General features: G+C 62.2%; 12 protein-coding genes, 1 tRNA gene and 1 pseudogene. 10 read left to right on the top strand and 4 right to left on the bottom strand.

Translation table 11 applies throughout. The annotated features are described in order from the left end of the window. Both FHS55_RS16965 and FHS55_RS16960 read left to right on the top strand, forming a co-directional pair. The coding region (locus FHS55_RS16965) for an NAD(P)(+) transhydrogenase (Re/Si-specific) subunit beta (RefSeq protein ID WP_183190686.1) at positions 1 to 84 on the top strand (84 nt) is incomplete at its 5' end. A 205-nt stretch (positions 85 to 289) separates the two neighbouring features. Beyond that, positions 290 to 760, top strand: a complete 471-nt coding sequence (locus FHS55_RS16960; RefSeq protein ID WP_183190979.1) for a CBS domain-containing protein — start codon at positions 290 to 292, stop codon at positions 758 to 760. A gap of 159 nt (positions 761 to 919) precedes the next feature. Here the strand turns inward: FHS55_RS16960 and rpoH are convergent, their stop codons facing one another. Continuing rightward, the gene (gene rpoH / locus FHS55_RS16955) at positions 920 to 1,831 is read right to left on the bottom strand and encodes an RNA polymerase sigma factor RpoH (protein WP_183190945.1); all 912 of its coding nucleotides are present in this window, start codon (positions 1,829 to 1,831) and stop codon (positions 920 to 922) included. Positions 1,832 to 2,009: 178 nt separating this feature from the next. Then, the gene (locus FHS55_RS16950) at positions 2,010 to 3,059 is read right to left on the bottom strand and encodes an RluA family pseudouridine synthase (RefSeq protein ID WP_246340211.1); all 1,050 of its coding nucleotides are present in this window, start codon (positions 3,057 to 3,059) and stop codon (positions 2,010 to 2,012) included. Here FHS55_RS16950 and FHS55_RS23535 point away from each other — a divergent pair. Both FHS55_RS23535 and FHS55_RS16940 read left to right on the top strand, forming a co-directional pair. Further along, a complete protein-coding gene (locus tag FHS55_RS23535; RefSeq protein WP_246340210.1) occupies positions 3,058 to 3,396 on the top strand; it encodes a DUF6476 family protein in 339 nt (112 codons plus the stop codon). The two genes, FHS55_RS16950 and FHS55_RS23535, sit on opposite strands and share 2 nt — an antisense overlap. 131 nt (positions 3,397 to 3,527) lie before the next feature. Continuing rightward, positions 3,528 to 3,602, top strand: a tRNA-Glu gene (locus tag FHS55_RS16940). A 558-nt stretch (positions 3,603 to 4,160) separates the two neighbouring features. Here FHS55_RS16940 and FHS55_RS23840 read toward each other — a convergent pair. Beyond that, positions 4,161 to 5,210 (bottom strand): annotated as a pseudogene (locus FHS55_RS23840) (recombinase family protein); the annotation flags it as partial. An 805-nt stretch (positions 5,211 to 6,015) separates the two neighbouring features. On the opposite strand from FHS55_RS23840, the gene FHS55_RS16930 reads away from it, so the two are divergent. From FHS55_RS16930 to FHS55_RS16910, 6 genes are all read left to right on the top strand, one after another. Then, positions 6,016 to 7,164 carry a caspase family protein gene (locus FHS55_RS16930; protein WP_183190942.1) on the top strand — a complete coding sequence of 383 codons (1,149 nt, stop codon included), beginning with the start codon at positions 6,016 to 6,018 and terminating at the stop codon, positions 7,162 to 7,164. Continuing rightward, complete coding sequence (locus tag FHS55_RS16925) at positions 7,164 to 8,651, top strand: hypothetical protein (RefSeq protein ID WP_183190941.1); 1,488 nt, start codon at positions 7,164 to 7,166, stop codon at positions 8,649 to 8,651. Before FHS55_RS16930 ends, FHS55_RS16925 begins: the two co-directional genes overlap by 1 nt. A 1-nt stretch (position 8,652) precedes the next feature. After that, entirely contained in the window at positions 8,653 to 9,684 is a 1,032-nt protein-coding gene (locus tag FHS55_RS16920) for a ComEC/Rec2 family competence protein (RefSeq protein ID WP_183190940.1), read from the top strand. 554 nt (positions 9,685 to 10,238) lie between these two features. Beyond that, a complete protein-coding gene (locus tag FHS55_RS16915) occupies positions 10,239 to 11,342 on the top strand; it encodes an AAA family ATPase (RefSeq protein WP_183190939.1) in 1,104 nt (367 codons plus the stop codon). 268 nt (positions 11,343 to 11,610) lie between these two features. After that, positions 11,611 to 13,851, top strand: a complete 2,241-nt coding sequence (locus FHS55_RS23530; protein WP_343056223.1) for a S8 family serine peptidase — start codon at positions 11,611 to 11,613, stop codon at positions 13,849 to 13,851. Between the two features lies 1 nt (position 13,852). After that, a complete protein-coding gene (locus FHS55_RS16910) occupies positions 13,853 to 14,734 on the top strand; it encodes a hypothetical protein (RefSeq protein ID WP_183190938.1) in 882 nt (293 codons plus the stop codon). Positions 14,735 to 14,867: 133 nt separating this feature from the next. On the opposite strand, the gene FHS55_RS16905 is transcribed toward FHS55_RS16910, so the two are convergent. Beyond that, positions 14,868 to 16,193 carry a phospholipase effector Tle1 domain-containing protein gene (locus tag FHS55_RS16905; protein ID WP_183190937.1) on the bottom strand — a complete coding sequence of 442 codons (1,326 nt, stop codon included), beginning with the start codon at positions 16,191 to 16,193 and terminating at the stop codon, positions 14,868 to 14,870. Positions 16,194 to 16,385: the final 192 nt, after the last annotated feature.

The following is a 16,385-nucleotide window of genomic DNA, read 5'->3' as shown; positions in this document are numbered from 1 at the left end:
CTCTTCTTCCGCGACAACACCATGATGCTCTTCGCCGACGCCAAGAAAATGGTCGAGGACATCGTCAAAAACCTCGGGCATTGAAATCGGCGGGGATGTTCCACGACAAGGCCGGGTGAAAGCCCGGCCTTTTTCATGTGCGGGCGCCTGTGCCGCGCTCCCCCATGCTGCGCTGCCGCGACTCTTTTGATTGACGACAGGTGTATTGCATACCAGACTTCGACCAAAGGCTAAGAAGACGTGACGGCGCCCGTTCCACTCAGGTCGAGGAAACGCCATGCTTAACGCCATCCTTGTCGCCGATCTCCTGACGCTGAAAAGCGCCCGCGTTCCCACCATCCGCATGACCGAAACAGTCGAAATGGCGGCAACGCTTCTCAACCGGGAGCGTATCGGTGCGGTGGTGGTGAAGGATGCCTGCGGCTCGGAGGGCGATACCGTCGTCGGCATCTTTTCCGAGCGCGACCTCGTGCGTGCCATTGCCGATCGCGGCATCGCCTCGTTGCGCGCGCCGGTCGCCGAGCTGATGTCGCGCAACATGATTTCCTGCGCCATGCAGGACACGGTGGATCATGTGCGCGCGCTGATGGACGAGCACCATGTGCGTCACCTTCCCGTGCTGCAGGATCACCAACTCGTCGGCGTGCTGAGCATTCGCGACGTGCTCGCCCATGATGTGCGCCTGGCGGCGCGGGCCTCCGCGACCCTGGGATCGGTGGCGGCCGGAATGCAGGCGCCCGCGCCCTCCCTGTCCTCCTGAGGCCTTCGGCGACGCTTCAGAAGACGAGACACCCACGCGGGTCTCTTCGTCGGGATCGCGCTCGTAAGGCGGCGCGGATCGCCGATTCCGTCAATCGCGCCCGCTCCGTCAGGATGTGCCAAGCCCGGCGCGCCGTGCGGCGCGCCGGGCTTCATGGCCTCACAGCGCCGGGGAGGTCTCGCGCCGAACGGGAGCGGTTTCCAGTTGGTGCACGCGGTCGATGACCGCCTTCTGCACCTTCTCGAAGGCCCGCACCTCGATCTGCCGAACGCGTTCGCGCGACACGCCGAACTCGGTGGCGAGGTCCTCCAGCGTCATCGGATCGTCGGTGAGCCGGCGTGCCTCGAAGATGCGGCGCTCGCGTTCGTTGAGCACCGAGAGCGCGCCCGCCAGCGCGTTGCGCCGGTTGTCCAGTTCCTCCACCTCGACCAGCGAGGATTCCTGGCTCTCGCGGTCATCGGCCAGCCAGTCCTGCCACTCGCCGCCGCCTTCGGCATCGCCGCGCAGCGGCGCGTTCAGCGACGCGTCGCCGCCGAGACGGCGGTTCATGTCGATGACGTCCTGCTCGGTGACGCCGAGCTTGGTGGCGATCTGCTGCACCTGATCGGGGCGCAGGTCGCCCTCTTCGAGCGCGGAAATCTGGCTTTTCACCTTGCGCAGGTTGAAGAACAGCTTCTTTTGCGCCGCCGTGGTGCCCATCTTCACGAGGCTCCACGAGCGCAGGATGTACTCCTGGATCGAGGCCTTGATCCACCACATCGCATAGGTGGCGAGACGGAAGCCCTTGTCGGGCTCGAAGCGCTTCACCGCCTGCATGAGGCCGACATTGCCTTCGGAGATGACTTCCGAGATCGGCAGCCCATAGCCGCGATAGCCCATGGCGATCTTTGCCACGAGGCGCAGATGGCTGGTGACGAGCCGATGCGCGGCTTCCGGATCCTCGTGCTCGCGCCAGCGCTTGGCGAGCATATATTCTTCCTGCGGCTCCAGCATGGGGAACCGGCGAATCTCCGCGAGATAGCGGCTCAGGCCGCCTTCGGCAGACGGTAGATTCATGGCAGAACGGGCCATGACAGAACCCTTTCTTTCTCGGCCCCCGAAATAGGGCGACCGGTGCGCGGCCGCTGATCGCCGACCGCTGGACTATACTAGCAGCAACCGATTTATTTTGCGAAAGCGCAAGACGTTACGGGGTCACGAAGCGTTGACCGGGTACGGGCGCACCTTGCCGCGCGGCGTCTCGTCCGGGTCAATGCCCGCTGGCCAGCGCCTGTTCCAACGCCTCCAGGTCGGGCGGCAGCGCGCTCTCGAACCGCAGGAACTCGCCCGTGGCGGGATGTTCGAAGCCCAGCCGCGCCGCGTGCAGCGCCTGCCGGCCGAACCCCTCCACCATGGCGCGCGTCTGCGGCCCGAGCCGGGTTGCCCGCGTGCGCTGGCCGCTGCCGTATAGCGCATCACCGATCAGGGCATGGCCGATATGCGCCATGTGCACGCGAATCTGGTGGGTGCGGCCGGTTTCCAGCTGGCATTCGACCATCGCCGCGATGGGGCGGCCCTGCTCGTCCTCGAACGCGGCGAGCCGCGACCAGTGCGTAATGGCAAAGCGCCCCTCGCGGCGCACCGCGATCTTTTCGCGCGAGGTGGAGTGCCGGGCGAGGGCGACGTCGACCGTGCCGCTCGGCAGTTCCGGCGTTCCCCAGACGAAGGCGACATAGGCCCGCTCCAGCGGCCCGGTGCGGCCATGGTCGGCGAACTGCGCGGCGAGGCGCTTGTGGGCGCGGTCGTTCTTGGCGACGACGAGCAGGCCCGACGTGTCCTTGTCCAGCCGGTGCACGATGCCGGGCCGGCGCACCCCGCCAATGCCGGAGAGGCTCGCACCACAATGATGCAGCAGCGCGTTGACCAGCGTGCCGTCGGCATTGCCCGGCGCGGGATGCACCACGAGCCCGGCCGGCTTGTCGACGACGATGAGATGATCGTCCTCGTAGACGATGACGAGCGGAATGTCCTGCGCCACCGGCTCGGCAGCCTCCGGTGGCGGCAGATCCAGCGTGAAGTGCGTGCCCGCCGTGATCTTGGCCGAACCATTGGTGACGGGCTCGCCCTCGCGCGCCAGCCGCCCCTCGCTGATCAGCGCCTGCAGGCGGGTGCGGCTGAGCTCGGGCAGGTGCCGGGCCAGCGCCCGATCGAGCCGCAGGCCTTCATCCTCGGGCGTGGTGATGATATCGACGCGCAGCGCGCCCTCTTCGGCGGCGATCTCGTCCACCTCATCCAGCGGTTCATCCGGCGGTGCCTGCATGACTTCTCCCGATTCCGATGGCGACAGGCTGAGCCCCGCGCAGGAGCGCGTGCTGCGCAAGGTACGCCGTTTCGCAGCCTTTTCCGGCTTGATCATGCTGCTCGGCTTCATCGCCGTGTTTGGTGCCATCGCATACAAGCTCATGGGCGCAAGGAAAAGCGCCACCGACATCAGCGGCACGATCCAGCTGCCAAAGGGGGCGAGCGTGCGCTCCGCCCTGGTCGCGGGCGATCTCATCGCGGTGACGGTGGAGCGCGGCGGCGTGGTGGAGACGCGGCTGTTCGACCTCGCGACCCGGGCGGCGCGCGGCGTGCTCACCTTCGCCAGCGAGCCGTGAGGCCGGGCCGGGCCATCCCCGGCACAGCGACCCGCCCCCCGGATGGCGCGCGGCTGTGAAAAACCCGGCGGATGATGCGCGGCGGCCTTGACCGGTCCGGGGCTTGTCTCTAAGAGACGCGGCTACCGCACGCGCCCATCGTCTAGCGGTTAGGACGTCGCCCTCTCACGGCGAAAACCGGGGTTCGATTCCCCGTGGGCGCGCCACTTCCGTACAAAACCGCGAACACCCGGCTGGGTGGCGCGGTCGGCGAGTACGGCTCTCTCCAGCACCGTCCTTGATCCGTGGATGCGCACGACGTGCTGGTCGACTTCGACGGCGTCGATAAGGGAGCGCAGATAGGCTTTGCGGAACGGCACCTCGCCCTCGGTGATGTTTGAGCGCATGAGCTGCCCGAAACGGGCAAGCTTGTCCGGATCAAGCCGGCTTGCGGCGGCACCCTGATTCTCGATCCGCTCCAGCGCAGAATGCGCTCGTTCCCGGTCTGCCTTGAGCTTGGCAATTTGCTCCTTGAGCATATCGTCGGGCTCAGCGATGCCGTCGGCGACAAGCTGGTAGAGCCGCCGGAGCTTGTCTTCCGCCGTCGTTCTTTCGCGCGAGAGTTCATCGATTCGCGCCTGAACCTCGGCATCGGCTTTCACCCGCCGGTCGACGACAGACTGCAGCAGCGCCTCCAACCGCTCGGGCATCAGCACGCGTTCGGCCACATGGCGTGTGACCAGATCGTCGAGCTTCTCCATCGGCACCGTCCGCCCCTTGCAGGCCGACTTGCCGACCCGGCCGGAAGCCGAGCAGCTGTAATAGCGATAGACCCTGCCGCTCTTCGAGGTGCCGGTGCGCAGCGTCATGGCGCTGCCACAACAGGCGCAGTAGGCCAGCCCGGTCAGAAGGATCGGACCCGAGATCACCCGTGGCGGGCTGTTGTGCGGGCTTTTAGCCCTAAGTGCCTTCTGTACCTTGTCGAAGGTGCGGCGCTCCAGGATGGCCGGCACCGAGATCGGGATAACCTCGTGCTGCGGCTTCACCTGCCCCGTCTTCGAGCTGCGCTTGTTGAAGCTCCATTCCCCGACATAAACGGGATTGGTCAGAATGCCGTGGATGGTACCGACGCCGTAACGGGCACCGAGGCGGGTGCGGTGGCCCTTGGCGTTGAGGTGCTTGGTAATCTCCTTGATGCCCATGGGGCCAGATGTGCCGTCTCCCCGCAGGTAAAGATCGAACATCAGCCGCACGAGCTCGGCCTCTACGGGATCGACGATGATCCGCTTCTTCGTGCGATGGCCGCGCTTCTCCACCTCTTCGAGAGTGAAGCCGAGCGGCAGGCGGGCGCCGTTATAGAAGCCCTGCCGGGCATTCTCCTTCATGGCCCGCAGCACATGCTTGGCGTTCTCGCGGGACTGGTATTCGTCAAACAGGGCGATGACCTGCCGCATCATGACCTGGGCCGGATCGTCCCCGAGCTCCTGGGTGATGGAGACGAGCCGCACGCCGTGCTTCGCGAGGCGGCGGATGTACATCTCCAACCCGAAGGCATCGCGGAAGAACCGGCTGAAGCTATGGACGACAATGACATCGAATGGGCGATCGTCATCGGATGCCCGTTCAATCATCCGCTGGAACTCGTGCCGGCTGTCGTCCATCGCCGACGCCCCCGGCTCCACATACTCCGCGACAACGGACCAGCCCTGCCGCTCGCAATAGGCTGCGGTCTGGAGGCGCTGGTCTGGGATGGACAGGTCAACGTCGGCCTGCCGTGTGGTGGAAACGCGGAGATAGAGGGCGGCCCGGCTGGTGATAGGCAAGGTTACGTTCATGGCCCAATCGCCTCCCTCAAGCCCCTTCGGCAGCACCGTCACCTCAAGAGCGCGTCGATCTCCCGCCTGAAGAAGGCCTCGATCACATCGACTTCTTCAGGTGCGATCGGAACGCTCGATGGCCAGTCGTCGGTGACATGCACGACCTTGGAATCATGCTCGACGGAGTCAGCGGGCGCAAGGTTTTGCTCAGCATCTCGAATGACGCGCGCATCGCGGCGCGGGATCTTTGAGAGTGGTGCGCCAGCCAAGCTCGCAGCTGGCGATGGAGCATCGCTGCCCACACCGAGTATTTTCTTCGGACGAAACGGACGCGAGTGGCACATGCGCGGAGGATCAAGGGCATCCCCCCACTCGCCAAGGGACCGATTCTACCCCGCAGAGCAACCGCGTGCAGCGGGGTAAAAATACTTGTCAGCTGCGGCGCGCGAGCCTTTCCCGGGATACGGTTGGTGGAGCGCTTTGGCGTCAATGACCCACACTTGGCGTTCGATAGCCCTTGCAGCGAAGTCTGCTTTGCGCCGCCAAGTCAGCCACCAAAGATCCCGTCTGTGAGTTCAATAACTGCTATTCCCTTAGCATTGACCCGGAATACGCCACCCGCATTCACGGTGCAGAAAGGGTGCAGTTAACTTGCGTATATGGCGAGAAGGTAGCCCCGGAAAAAATAGCCAATCCCGGCGGAATCTGGGATGCGCGGCGTAGATGGCACGCTATAGTTGCGGAGGCATCCAATCCATTGCTCAATGATCCGAACGATCAGTGGCGACGGTCAGGATCGCAGGAGGGGCGAACGCACGATCAAATGGCGAAGAAGACCGGCAAGGATGGACTCGTCTACGCGGCCGAGAGAATTGGCCCGCAGACGCACGTATTTATCGTCGCGCTTGGACATTATCCGAACTTCCTTGGCGGCGATAACGCGGACCTCCAGGCGCCGCTCGGACAGCTCGCATCGCCACCGCGGTCCGCGCGGTTGCTCGCCGACTGGTACCTCAAGGATTATCATTACCCGCCCGCTCCGCTTGGTAGCCTCGCGCTCCTGATTAGCGAAAAGGAGCCGGAGCCGTACGTGACCTCGACGGGCGCATATATGCTGCGCGTCCCAACCTATGCGGCGTTCGAAGAGGCCGCCAATGCCTGGATCGATCGCGGCATGGCGTCGGAAGATGACCGCATGATCTTCCTCTTTCTCGGGCACGGCTACGGCTATGGTCGCGAGGCGTCATTGCTTTTCGCCGATTTCGATTTCCGGTCGCGCAACAAATGGGAGCAGGCGCTCGACCTCGGATTGTTCCACAACGGGCTGCAAGGGTGTGCGGCGGCCGAGCAGATTTTCATGATTGACGCTTGCCGTCGACCGCACGGCGACCAAGCGGAACCCGACGCCGCGATCGGGCGCTCGCCGATCCATCCCGGCAAGGAGGGGCGCAAGACATTCGCTAAGCGGCGCAACGCACCGTTATTCTTCTCGACCGGGGATGCTGAGCCGGCACGAGGACGGATCGATGGCGCCAGCGTGTTCACCGAAGCGTTCCTGCGCACTATGGCGGGCATGGGTGCGCATGACGATGACGGCGACTGGCGAGTGAACAATTACACGATGCTTTATGCTCTGAGTCATGTCTCACGGCGATTGACCCAGCAGGAATTTCCCGAGCCGCAACAGCCCCAAGGGGCCCAGGCGTGCATGTTTGACTTCCATATTCTCACCAAGCCGCCGGTCGCACCGGTCTATGTCGTCAGGGCCGACCAATTGCCCTGCGGCCCCGGCACCTTGCACATCGCGGCAGGCGACAAGACGCAGTCGCGGCAATGCGCGCCTGAGGAACTCGAAGTTGAGGTGACCCTGCCGCTAGGTCAATACGATTTCTCTCTAATGGACAGCCACGGGACCGAACGTACGGCGACGCAATCTTCCCGGCCGACCTTCAAGCGCGCGAGGCTGATCTGATGCCCGCAACCGGCTCACTCCAGATACGCATCCCGAAATTTTTGGACGGACAGAACATCGCTTATGGCGTGCCCGTCCGGGTACGGCCCGTGATTCTGGGGGAGGATGGATCGGGATTTTTCAGAACCGATCGCAGCCGGAAGCTCATCGAGTTGCTCGTCCCGGTGGGCATTCTTCAAGCGGGGCTCACGGACCCCCTTCCAGTCGGGCGCTACGAAGTCGAGGCCGTGCTGCCGTCGGGCGAGATGCTGAGCGAAGAGGCCATGGTGGCCGCCGATGTCATCACGTTGATCGAATTACACGGCGAGCCTTCGCCCAACGAGTGGCGCAGTTGGGCGCATTTCGCCGGCTCGCGGCGTCCATCGTCGAGACGGCTTGCGATCGAGAAGATCGGACGAGGGATCACGGAATCGGGTCGCGCGCCATTCGCGGTCAGTATCGGGACGCAGATGCGAACCGGACTGGATGGAACCACATTTGATCCGGCAAGCTGGGCCGACTGGCACACCTATCTGCGGTTCCGCTTCAATCACCGCTATGACCTGAGCGAGGGCCCGGATCTGCATCTCGACAGCGCTCCTCGCGGGATCCATACCGAGCGCGAAGGAGGATATGGCGGGCTGCCTGAGCGTATTCGGTTGATCCGGAAAGACTATGGTCGCCCTCCTTGGGAGGATCGTGAGCGCTTGTTCGTCACGGTGGCGTCGGCCGTCGGCACCCGAGTCTTCTCGCTGCCTGACCCCTGGTCCGCGGACTATGCTCCACCGGGCGGTTTCTTCGACATCATGGCAGTCGAGGAGGAAGGCCAGCTCATCTGCGACCCGATCTTCATCGACACCCAGATCGGCAGCTTGATCGCCTATATGAATGCCGGGCAGATCCAGCTCGCGGCCGATGTATTCAAATTGGCAAGGCAGTTCCTCTTCGAAAAGAACGAGGATCCGGTTCGCGCGGCCGCAGGGGGGTATGTCCTCCTGTCGGGTAACGCCCCCGACAAGCTTGGTGACTGGCCTCAATGGCTGCACAATCTGGCGACCCGTTTTCCGCATATTCCCGACGGCCCGATCCTGCGCGCTCGCTGGCTGCTCGAATTCGGCGACGGCAGCGAGGAGCAATTTCGCGATGCTCATGACCTGCTCGTCGAGGCGGTCCAGCGCGGGATTCCGTTGTTCACCACCGGCATCGTCTGGCTAATCGAGGGACTGCAGCGCACCTCGATCGATTGCCCGGTCTGTGCGGACATGCTCGGAAAGATCCGGGGAGTCGCGCGGTCGATGGATCTGAGTCAGGCGTTCAGCTCGTTCAGCCTCGCGCATCCCGAAGGACGTAAGAGCGCGATCCGCGATCCGCTGTTCGACCTGCCGCAACAAACGGGCATCGGCGACTATGAGACCGCGCGAGTGTCTCAGCAGTTCAGCGCCGATCTTGAACGCTGGAGTCTCTCGCAGGAAACGACGCCGCTGCTCCTGCCACAATATACGCGCTGACATGCTTCGCCTCGAATTGCTCCCCGCGTGCGAAGGTGACTGCCTTGTTCTTAGCTGGGGCGACGCCGCGGCGCCGCGGCGCATGCTCATTGATGGCGGCCGCAGCGTTACCGCGGGCGCGGTCAAAGCCTATGCCGCCGAGCATCGGCTCGGCGAAGGCGCGTTCGAGCTGTTCGTCATCACACATATCGACCGCGACCATATCGAAGGGGCGGTGGACTTGCTCGGCGAGGCCTGTTTTCGCCGCTTGGTGAAGGAGGTTTGGTTCAACGATCGCGCCGATCTCGACTATCATCCAGCGCCCGGCTTCGAGGAATATGGAGCGCTCGACGGCGAGCGGATCACCCGGTTAATCCGCGACCATGGCATCTCAACTAATCTACCGTTCGCGCCCAAACCGGTTGCGATGACCGGCGATGATCTTACTGTGGTCGAGCTGGCCGGCGGGCTCACGCTGACGCTCCTGTCGCCCGATCTCAAACAACTCAAGGCGCTGGCCGATCCGTGGGACGAGACCATGGCCGCAGCGCCTCTGGGCTGGGAGGATTTCGGCGATGACCAGCCGATCGACGTCGCCTGGATGGCAGCACGCCCTTTTCGCAGTGATTCCGCCAAGCCCAATGGATCGAGCATTGCCTTTGTCGCGAGCTATGGCGACGTTCATATCCTCTTAACGGGCGATGCTCATGTCGGGCGGCTGCAGCGGTCCTTGGAATTGTTCAGAGTGGCCAATCCGGAGGCTCGCTTCAGCCTGGTCAAGACCTCGCACCATGGCAGCAGAGGCAACACGTCCGCGGAACTCGTCCGGCTACTCGATTGTAGCCGTTGGGCCGTCTCGACCAATGGGACGCAGTTCCGACATCCCGATCTTGAGGCTGTAGCCAGGATCGCCGCAGGCTCGCCCGCGCCTGTCCAGCTCTTCTTCAATTACGATACTGGCCAGACCTCCATCTGGCGAGGGCCGTTTAAGCAACCGGTAGCCATCGACGCGTTCTACGGCATCGACGGCTATATCGCGATCGACGTCGCCTGACGTGCCCAGCACGTCTGAGGCGCGGGGGGCAGCCTCGCAATCGACCGAGTTGCTACCTCTAGCGGCGCTCTTCGGGGTATCGGGGGGCTGCGTGCGGCCGATTCGCGCCGCCAAGTCGGTCGTTCTGCGGCAGCGTCACTCTACCTCAATTGCCGCCGTTCGGCCTTCCACTAGATGGCGCCGGCGGTGATGGGCAGAGAATATCGGGTGCTTTGGAGATCATGGTCGCGCGAACCGCGTCGACATAAAGCGATATGCCCCTTGCCGAGACTGCCGTGAATGGAGCCAGTGTTCGGATTGATACATCCCGCGTGCAGTACGCGCGGACCGTTTTCTACAGCCAATCTCGTCCGAGCCACCTATGTCGCGTCGATACGGCTGGATACGCTTGTCAGCGCTGAGGCTGCATGAGACGAAAAGGAATTTCTCGATCAGTCGGTTTGTGACCGTCGGCGGGCTTGCGTCCGCCTACTCTATCGGCCACCAATCGCTATCGAGTGCGGCTGCGTCAGAGGTCTACGGGCGGGCACGGAGCGCCTGTGAGGGATGAAGAGATGAGCAAGGACCGTTCGGTCCAAAAGCTGCAAGCGGCCGGCGGATCGGGCCAGGTCCGTTCCGTGCGCGAGACAATGACGGCTTTGATCCGAGAGGCGCAGCGACAGCACAGTGGCGGTCCGGTCGCCAAGGGCGAGGCGGCCTTCGAAAGCGCTCAGCACATGCGCTTCTACGGCGGAGGATCGCCGATGCTGCCAGAATCATTACGCGGACTGCTGCGCGAAACCGAGCCAAGTCGTCGCTTATCCGAGCTTGTCCTGCCTCGCCAGACGATGATTGATATGCGCGATCTGATCGCAGAGATTCGCGACACGGCCCTTCTTCGCTCGCATTCATTGGAACCAAGACACACGGTCCTGCTGGTCGGCCCTCCCGGCACGGGTAAGACCAGCATGGCAGCCGCGCTCGCCGCGGAGCTTGCGCTTCCATTCCTGACGGTCCGGTACGAGGGGTTGATCGGCAGCTATCTGGGCGAAACCGCAAGCCATCTGCAGGATGTCGTAGACTATGCCTCGCGCACACCCTGCGTGCTGTTCTTCGACGAGTTCGACAGCGTCGGCAAGGAGAGATCCGACGCACAGGAAACCGGAGAGATCAAGCGCGTCGTGAGTTCGCTGCTTCTCCACATGGACGCGCTACCGAGTCACTGCGTTGTGGTCTGCGCGACCAACCACCCTGAATTGCTTGATCGCGCGGTTTGGCGGCGGTTTGAGCTTCGGCTCCAACTGCCTCCGCCGGGAGCAGCCGAACTGCGCGATTGGTTCAACCGGACCGAGAAGTCGTTTGGCGATCTAGGGATGACCAGCAAGGAGTTCGTCGACCTATTTTCGGGAGAGACCTTTTCTGAATTAGAGGCGATTACCATAGACGCTCGCCGTAAAGTTGTTCTATCTCATGGTGAATTGGCACCGAGAGACGCTTTCCTGGGGGCAGTGGAGCGGTGGGAGCGGCGCCGGAATATAGGGGACTTCGTCGCCAGTGGCCCAACGACCAATCGTCAGAATCCGTCGCGAACCCGCGCGACAAACAAGAAAACCCGGAAGGCGGGCGTTCTTCCCCAGGGCGATCTCCTCGGGGGAGCAGGCGACACGTCAGGGTCCTAAGTTCGACGCGATCGAGAACAGTGTCGTCCGTCTGCTGGAAGGCGCCGACCTGAAGCAATCACCGTCGGAGGTTGCACCAGACCGCGCACTCGTTTTCGAGGTCATTAACCCTCTTTCCAACGTTCCGAAGTTCATTCTGGCCGCTCGCTCTGCGGGGTTCGAGTGGCTTGGAGAGGATTACGACCTCGCCGACGATGAGCACGAGGAGCAAGGCGAGGACGAGGATCCCGACTCCGCGAAGAGCGCTCAGAGCGTGCTCTACGTGACGATGCCCACTATCGCTGGGCTACAGAAGATAGTGTCGCTGTGGAAGCGGTTCAGCGCAGGTGCGGCGAAGCCAACTGGCGGCGAGGGCGAATGGTGGCCGCTATTCGGTTACCTGAGTGATGTTCGTCCCTGGTCCGCCAAGGATCGCGTCGATCCCACCACCGATCGCTATGTCGAGCGCATGGCGCGAGATCACCCTGATCGTCCTGTTAGGCTTGAGCTCGATCTCTGGTTCCGCGCCGAACCCGCGCTCCGGGCGGACGCGCGCACCTACGTTACAGAGCTGCTCGCCGTGCTGGGTGGCCAGCTGCTCGATTTTGCAACGATAGAGCCGATCCATTACCAGGCGGCGCTGATCGAGATCCCGATTGCTCAGGCAAGGATGCTTCAGTCGCTCAAGGGTCCGATTGCGGACGCCGACCGGGTAATGAAGGTCCGCCCCCAGTCACTCTATCGCGCGGATGGCGGTATAGAAGGCGACGGGGTCGTTGCAGAAGTGGCGGAAGGCCCGGTTGCTCTTAGCGGCCCTTCTGTTGCGGCGCTCCTCGACGGATATCCAGTCGACAATCATGTACTGCTTGCCGGCAGGCTCGATATTCAAGAAGTTGATATAGGTGCGGCAATGGTTCCGGTGGCCCGCCGGAAGCACGGCACCTCGATGGCATCTCTCATCGTCCATGGCGATCTTGGTGACGATCCCGGACCAATCGAGCGTCCGCTGACCGTAGTCCCGGTGCTCGCCTCGCCGCAGCATCTCAACGTCGAGTGCACGCCGCCTGATAAGCTACCGATCGCCATGGTCTACCGTGCGGTCACCGCACTGATGGAGGGCATCGATGGCCTGCCGGCGCAGGGTGAGAATATCGTAATCGTCAACCACTCCATCTGCGATCGCGAGGCGCCCTTCGCCCAGCGCCCGAGTTATTGGGCCAAGCTGCTAGACCATCTGAGCTACACCTATCGGCTGCTATTCGTCGTGAGCGCCGGCAACTCGAACGATCCCTTCATCCTCGACGCATACGCAGATGCCCAGGCATTCGCCGATGCTGATCCGATCGAGCGTCAAGTCGCGGTGCTGAGGTGCGTTGAAAAAGCGAAGGGACGCCGAATCATCCTGAGTCCGGCCGAGTCGATGAACAGCCTCACCGTAGGTGCAATACATGGCGACGGTTCAGGTGCTTGCCCTAACGGAATGACTGAGCCTTACGATCCCGTCTCGGGAGTCACCAACATCACCTCGAGTGTGGGGTTGGGCATCAATCGTGCGATTAAGCCGGACATGGTTGAAACCGGCGGCCGTCAGTTCGTCCAGTCGGATGTCGAGGACGGTTTGCTCTCAGTCTGGGCGATCGAGCACCCCGATATTGGTCAGCTAACCGCCGTGCCCGATCCCTCAGGCGTCACCAACGGCCGTCTCGGTTTCTCAACGGGCACTAGCAATGCCGCAGCACTGATCACGCGCGCCGCCATCCGCTTGGCGGACGTTGCTGAAGACATCTTCGAAGAGAATGACGAGGTATGGGCCGAGAGCGCAACCCGCGCGGTAGTTCTCAAGGCGCTCCTGGCGCATGGTTGCGGATGGGGCGCAACGGGCGAACTGCTGTACAGCCTCTATCCGGGCAAGTGGCAGCGGCGGCGCGAGGCTGTTTCTCGCACAATTGGTTATGGAAAGCCAGATCATACCAGGGTAGTCAGCGCGGATGGCAGCCGCATCACGCTGCTTGCGGACGACGTGATCAACCATGACGAGCTCCATGAATATCGCCTCCCGGTGCCGCGGGCGATGATCAACAATCGCGAGATACGCCGCGTCACAATGACTCTCGCCTGGAGCAGTCCGATCGATCCAGTCACCAAGCGCTATCGTGGTGTGCTCGTCGAGGTGGTCGATGGAGATGGCAAGCGGAAATTCTGGGACGGCCTTGATGGCGTGAAGGGCGAGGACGGTTCAAAGAAGGTGACTGGCCCGGTAGTGGACGCGACGCGCCGGGGCACGCTCCAGCATATCGTCCTCGAGGGAAAGAAGCTCATTCGAACAGCACCTACAGGCGACATCTTCGTCGGCGTACAGGCGCGTGCGGATCTCGTGGCTTTCGCCAATGTCGACATACCCTATGCGCTAGCGATCACGTTGGAGATGGGGCAGCCGGTCCGCCAGGATCTATTCGCCGACGTCGCCGCCCGTGTTCGTGCCAAACGTGTTGCTGTGCCGACCCGCGTCAGAACGAGAGTGAGGGGCTGAAATGGCGTCGAGCGCAAGGGGCAATTTAGGCAACAAAAACCCGTCGAAAGTCATCGAGTATCTGCGCGAGATCGATGATCATGAAGCGGCAGATGCCCTCGCACCGGCGGGCGGTACTGGACAGGCCTTCGGCTTGAACTGGGGCTCGGAGGTGTGGGGGCACACCGGTGTCCTGATTGGCTTCATTCCCCCAGCCCCGAGCAACCGACTCGCTTCGATCGAAAATGCGGCCATCCTGCCTCCCGATCCTTCTCTTAAGGGATCTCGGATCAAGATCAGCCTCGAGAAATTCTGGGTCCAGAGATATCCGGGGCGCGGGACGCACGAGATACTTTGCGAGTTCACGGGCAAGAATCAGGCCCAAGGCGAGCAGGAGGAAATGCAGTTCGCGCTGAAGACCGAGGCGAATGACGGTGCGAGTGCGGCGGTCAGCGGTGCACCGATCTTCCTCGGCGTAACGGTCGGCAACAACGGGATCGCATTTGAAGGCAAGACGATCAACGTCCGGAGCAAAACCGACGAGGATCTCCTGTCCGCGTTGAGTAGCGGCACGTTTCGAGAGGGGCTCGGTCTTCTTACGACGGTTCAGCCGGCGCTGAAGCCCTTCGTAGGCCTTGCCTCGTCCGTCGTGACGGCCGTCCTCAAGCGCAGCAAGAACAAGCAGATACATTTCTTCAAGCTGGGTCTCGATTTCTCGGCGAGCCAAACCTCGGTTGCGCTGCGCCACGGCTCATTCGCCGTGATCCAGGCGGACGATGTGAACTGGGACTGGTCCAGCATTGCCTGGAATGTCGACGCGCAGCAGATTGTTCGGAAGGAAACCGGACAAGCCGTCGGCTTTAATTATCTCGTGTTTCGCGTGTCACCTTTCGAAGAGCAGTGAAGCCAAGTGCGGCGTGCCGCGCTCGAATCGTTGATTATATCAACTAACGTGGACGAAGGCAGCTATTTGCGGTTCGCTATCGAAAGCCGATCGGTCGTCTAGCAGCCCCGTTCTGTCAGAGGAGCAGAATTTGCTAGTCGAAGAATCCTCTCGCTTGAGGATGGTCAGCTAGCTGTGGCGGACGATAGGGTCGGGAATATTCAGGGTCAGGCACGGCGGGCGCTTCGAGCCTCTCAATGACAGTTGGATGCAGGCGAAACTCTGATTCAACAAGACGAGGGCGGCGCTTCCATCTTTTCCTAAAGTACCATCGCTGTGTCATCCAAACCTCGTCATGCTGCAGGCCAAGCGCGTCTGGAGTGGTGACAACCAGCTCGTCTCTAACGATGATCGAGGGGATGCAGGCTTTGAGTTCTCCGATCATCCACTCGAGCGCAATATCGCTCAGCCGGGACTCATCCTCCGGGTAGCTGCCGCCGACATCGCTGTGGCAGCCGGCGAACCAGAGCTGGTCAAGCCATTGGTGCTCTTTGCCCTCATTCTCCTGCACGGCGGCGCGCGTACCCCATTCAACGCGGGGGAAATCGGCTCGGTTTTCGTCAATAGAGAGCGCATGGCGCGCAAAACCGACCTTGGGTGAAAGCCACCGGTCGTAATTTTCCTTGCGCCAATATGCCCGGTGCGTGTTGAGAATGGCTTTTCGCCAATTGAATGGATTCCAGAGGTTCAGCGGCGCGTGGGGATCTTCCTCAAAGTATCGTATCTGCCGTGTTACTGTCCAAACATAGCCGATGAGGACGACACAGGTGAGGGCGCCAAAGACCAAACTCAATACCCAGTGCCAGTCAAAGAAGAAGCTGGCAGCGAGCAGAAGTACGGTGCCCGCAAACGCCCCGCGGACCAGCCAAGTCACAACTGCATTTTGAAGCGCGGCGACGGTATCGAAAACGCCGACGAAATCGGGCTCGACATTACCGCGTAGATTGTCGGAGCCGTCGCAGGCTGTGCATCCATAGGCCACGCGGAACCGCCGCCCCTTTTCTTCGCGCTGTGCAAAGTAGGGCTGTTGGCGGCGCGGCTTTCCCGTGCCGTGGCTATACACCGACTTCACTGCCTCTGTTGCGATCGCCATAAGTTGCGGGCCATGTCGGGGTATAGCCGATCCGTCGCGAAGTTTAGTAGGCACTCCGCATAGGTTCATCATGTTGGCGAGCGCACGCACTGTATAAGCGCCGCGTGAAAATCCAATCAAGATGATACGATCGCCAGGCTCGTAGTGGGAAATGACTTTCGCGTAGCAATCGATCATGTTGTCTTCGATACCCGCCCCTACGGCGGACTCTAAACCGCTCATTATCTTTGAGGGCGTTGCACCTTCGATTTCGCCGGCGCCGAGCCCGGGATCATAGTAGGCGACCTGATCGTAATAAGAAATTGGCGAGGATGGACCCGGGCGCATGGCGCGAACCACAGTGCAGAGCCAAGCCCCTTTTGAGGGCGTCCCTAAGTCGTAGCGATTTCAAGGACATAAGTGTTCGTAGTTCCACTCTGGTCGGCGCGCCAGCAACCTCAGGGGGGCTTTGGACGAGGCGGAAGATCGCCATTTTCGTTGCCGAAATCGTGTCATTGGGTTGGGATGTTGGCACGTGCC

Source organism: Ancylobacter tetraedralis (assembly GCF_014195655.1).
Taxonomy (GTDB): Bacteria; Pseudomonadota; Alphaproteobacteria; order Rhizobiales; family Xanthobacteraceae; genus Ancylobacter; species Ancylobacter tetraedralis.
This window is presented reverse-complemented; position numbering and strand designations above follow the sequence as displayed.

Bases quoted from the DNA above. Each gene is read 5' to 3' on its own strand.
- FHS55_RS16930 (WP_183190942.1), top strand. From the start codon at position 6,016: ATGGCGAAGAAGACCGGCAAGGATGGACTCGTCTACGCGGCCGAGAGA.
- FHS55_RS16950 (WP_246340211.1), bottom strand. From the start codon at position 3,059: ATGCAGGCACCGCCGGATGAACCGCTGGATGAGGTGGACGAGATCGCC.
- FHS55_RS23535 (WP_246340210.1), top strand. From the start codon at position 3,058: ATGACTTCTCCCGATTCCGATGGCGACAGGCTGAGCCCCGCGCAGGAG.
- FHS55_RS23530 (WP_343056223.1), top strand. From the start codon at position 11,611: ATGCCCACTATCGCTGGGCTACAGAAGATAGTGTCGCTGTGGAAGCGG.
- rpoH (WP_183190945.1), bottom strand. From the start codon at position 1,831: ATGGCCCGTTCTGCCATGAATCTACCGTCTGCCGAAGGCGGCCTGAGC.
- FHS55_RS16910 (WP_183190938.1), top strand. From the start codon at position 13,853: ATGGCGTCGAGCGCAAGGGGCAATTTAGGCAACAAAAACCCGTCGAAA.
- FHS55_RS16925 (WP_183190941.1), top strand. From the start codon at position 7,164: ATGCCCGCAACCGGCTCACTCCAGATACGCATCCCGAAATTTTTGGAC.
- FHS55_RS16920 (WP_183190940.1), top strand. From the start codon at position 8,653: ATGCTTCGCCTCGAATTGCTCCCCGCGTGCGAAGGTGACTGCCTTGTT.
- FHS55_RS16915 (WP_183190939.1), top strand. From the start codon at position 10,239: ATGAGCAAGGACCGTTCGGTCCAAAAGCTGCAAGCGGCCGGCGGATCG.
- FHS55_RS16905 (WP_183190937.1), bottom strand. From the start codon at position 16,193: ATGCGCCCGGGTCCATCCTCGCCAATTTCTTATTACGATCAGGTCGCC.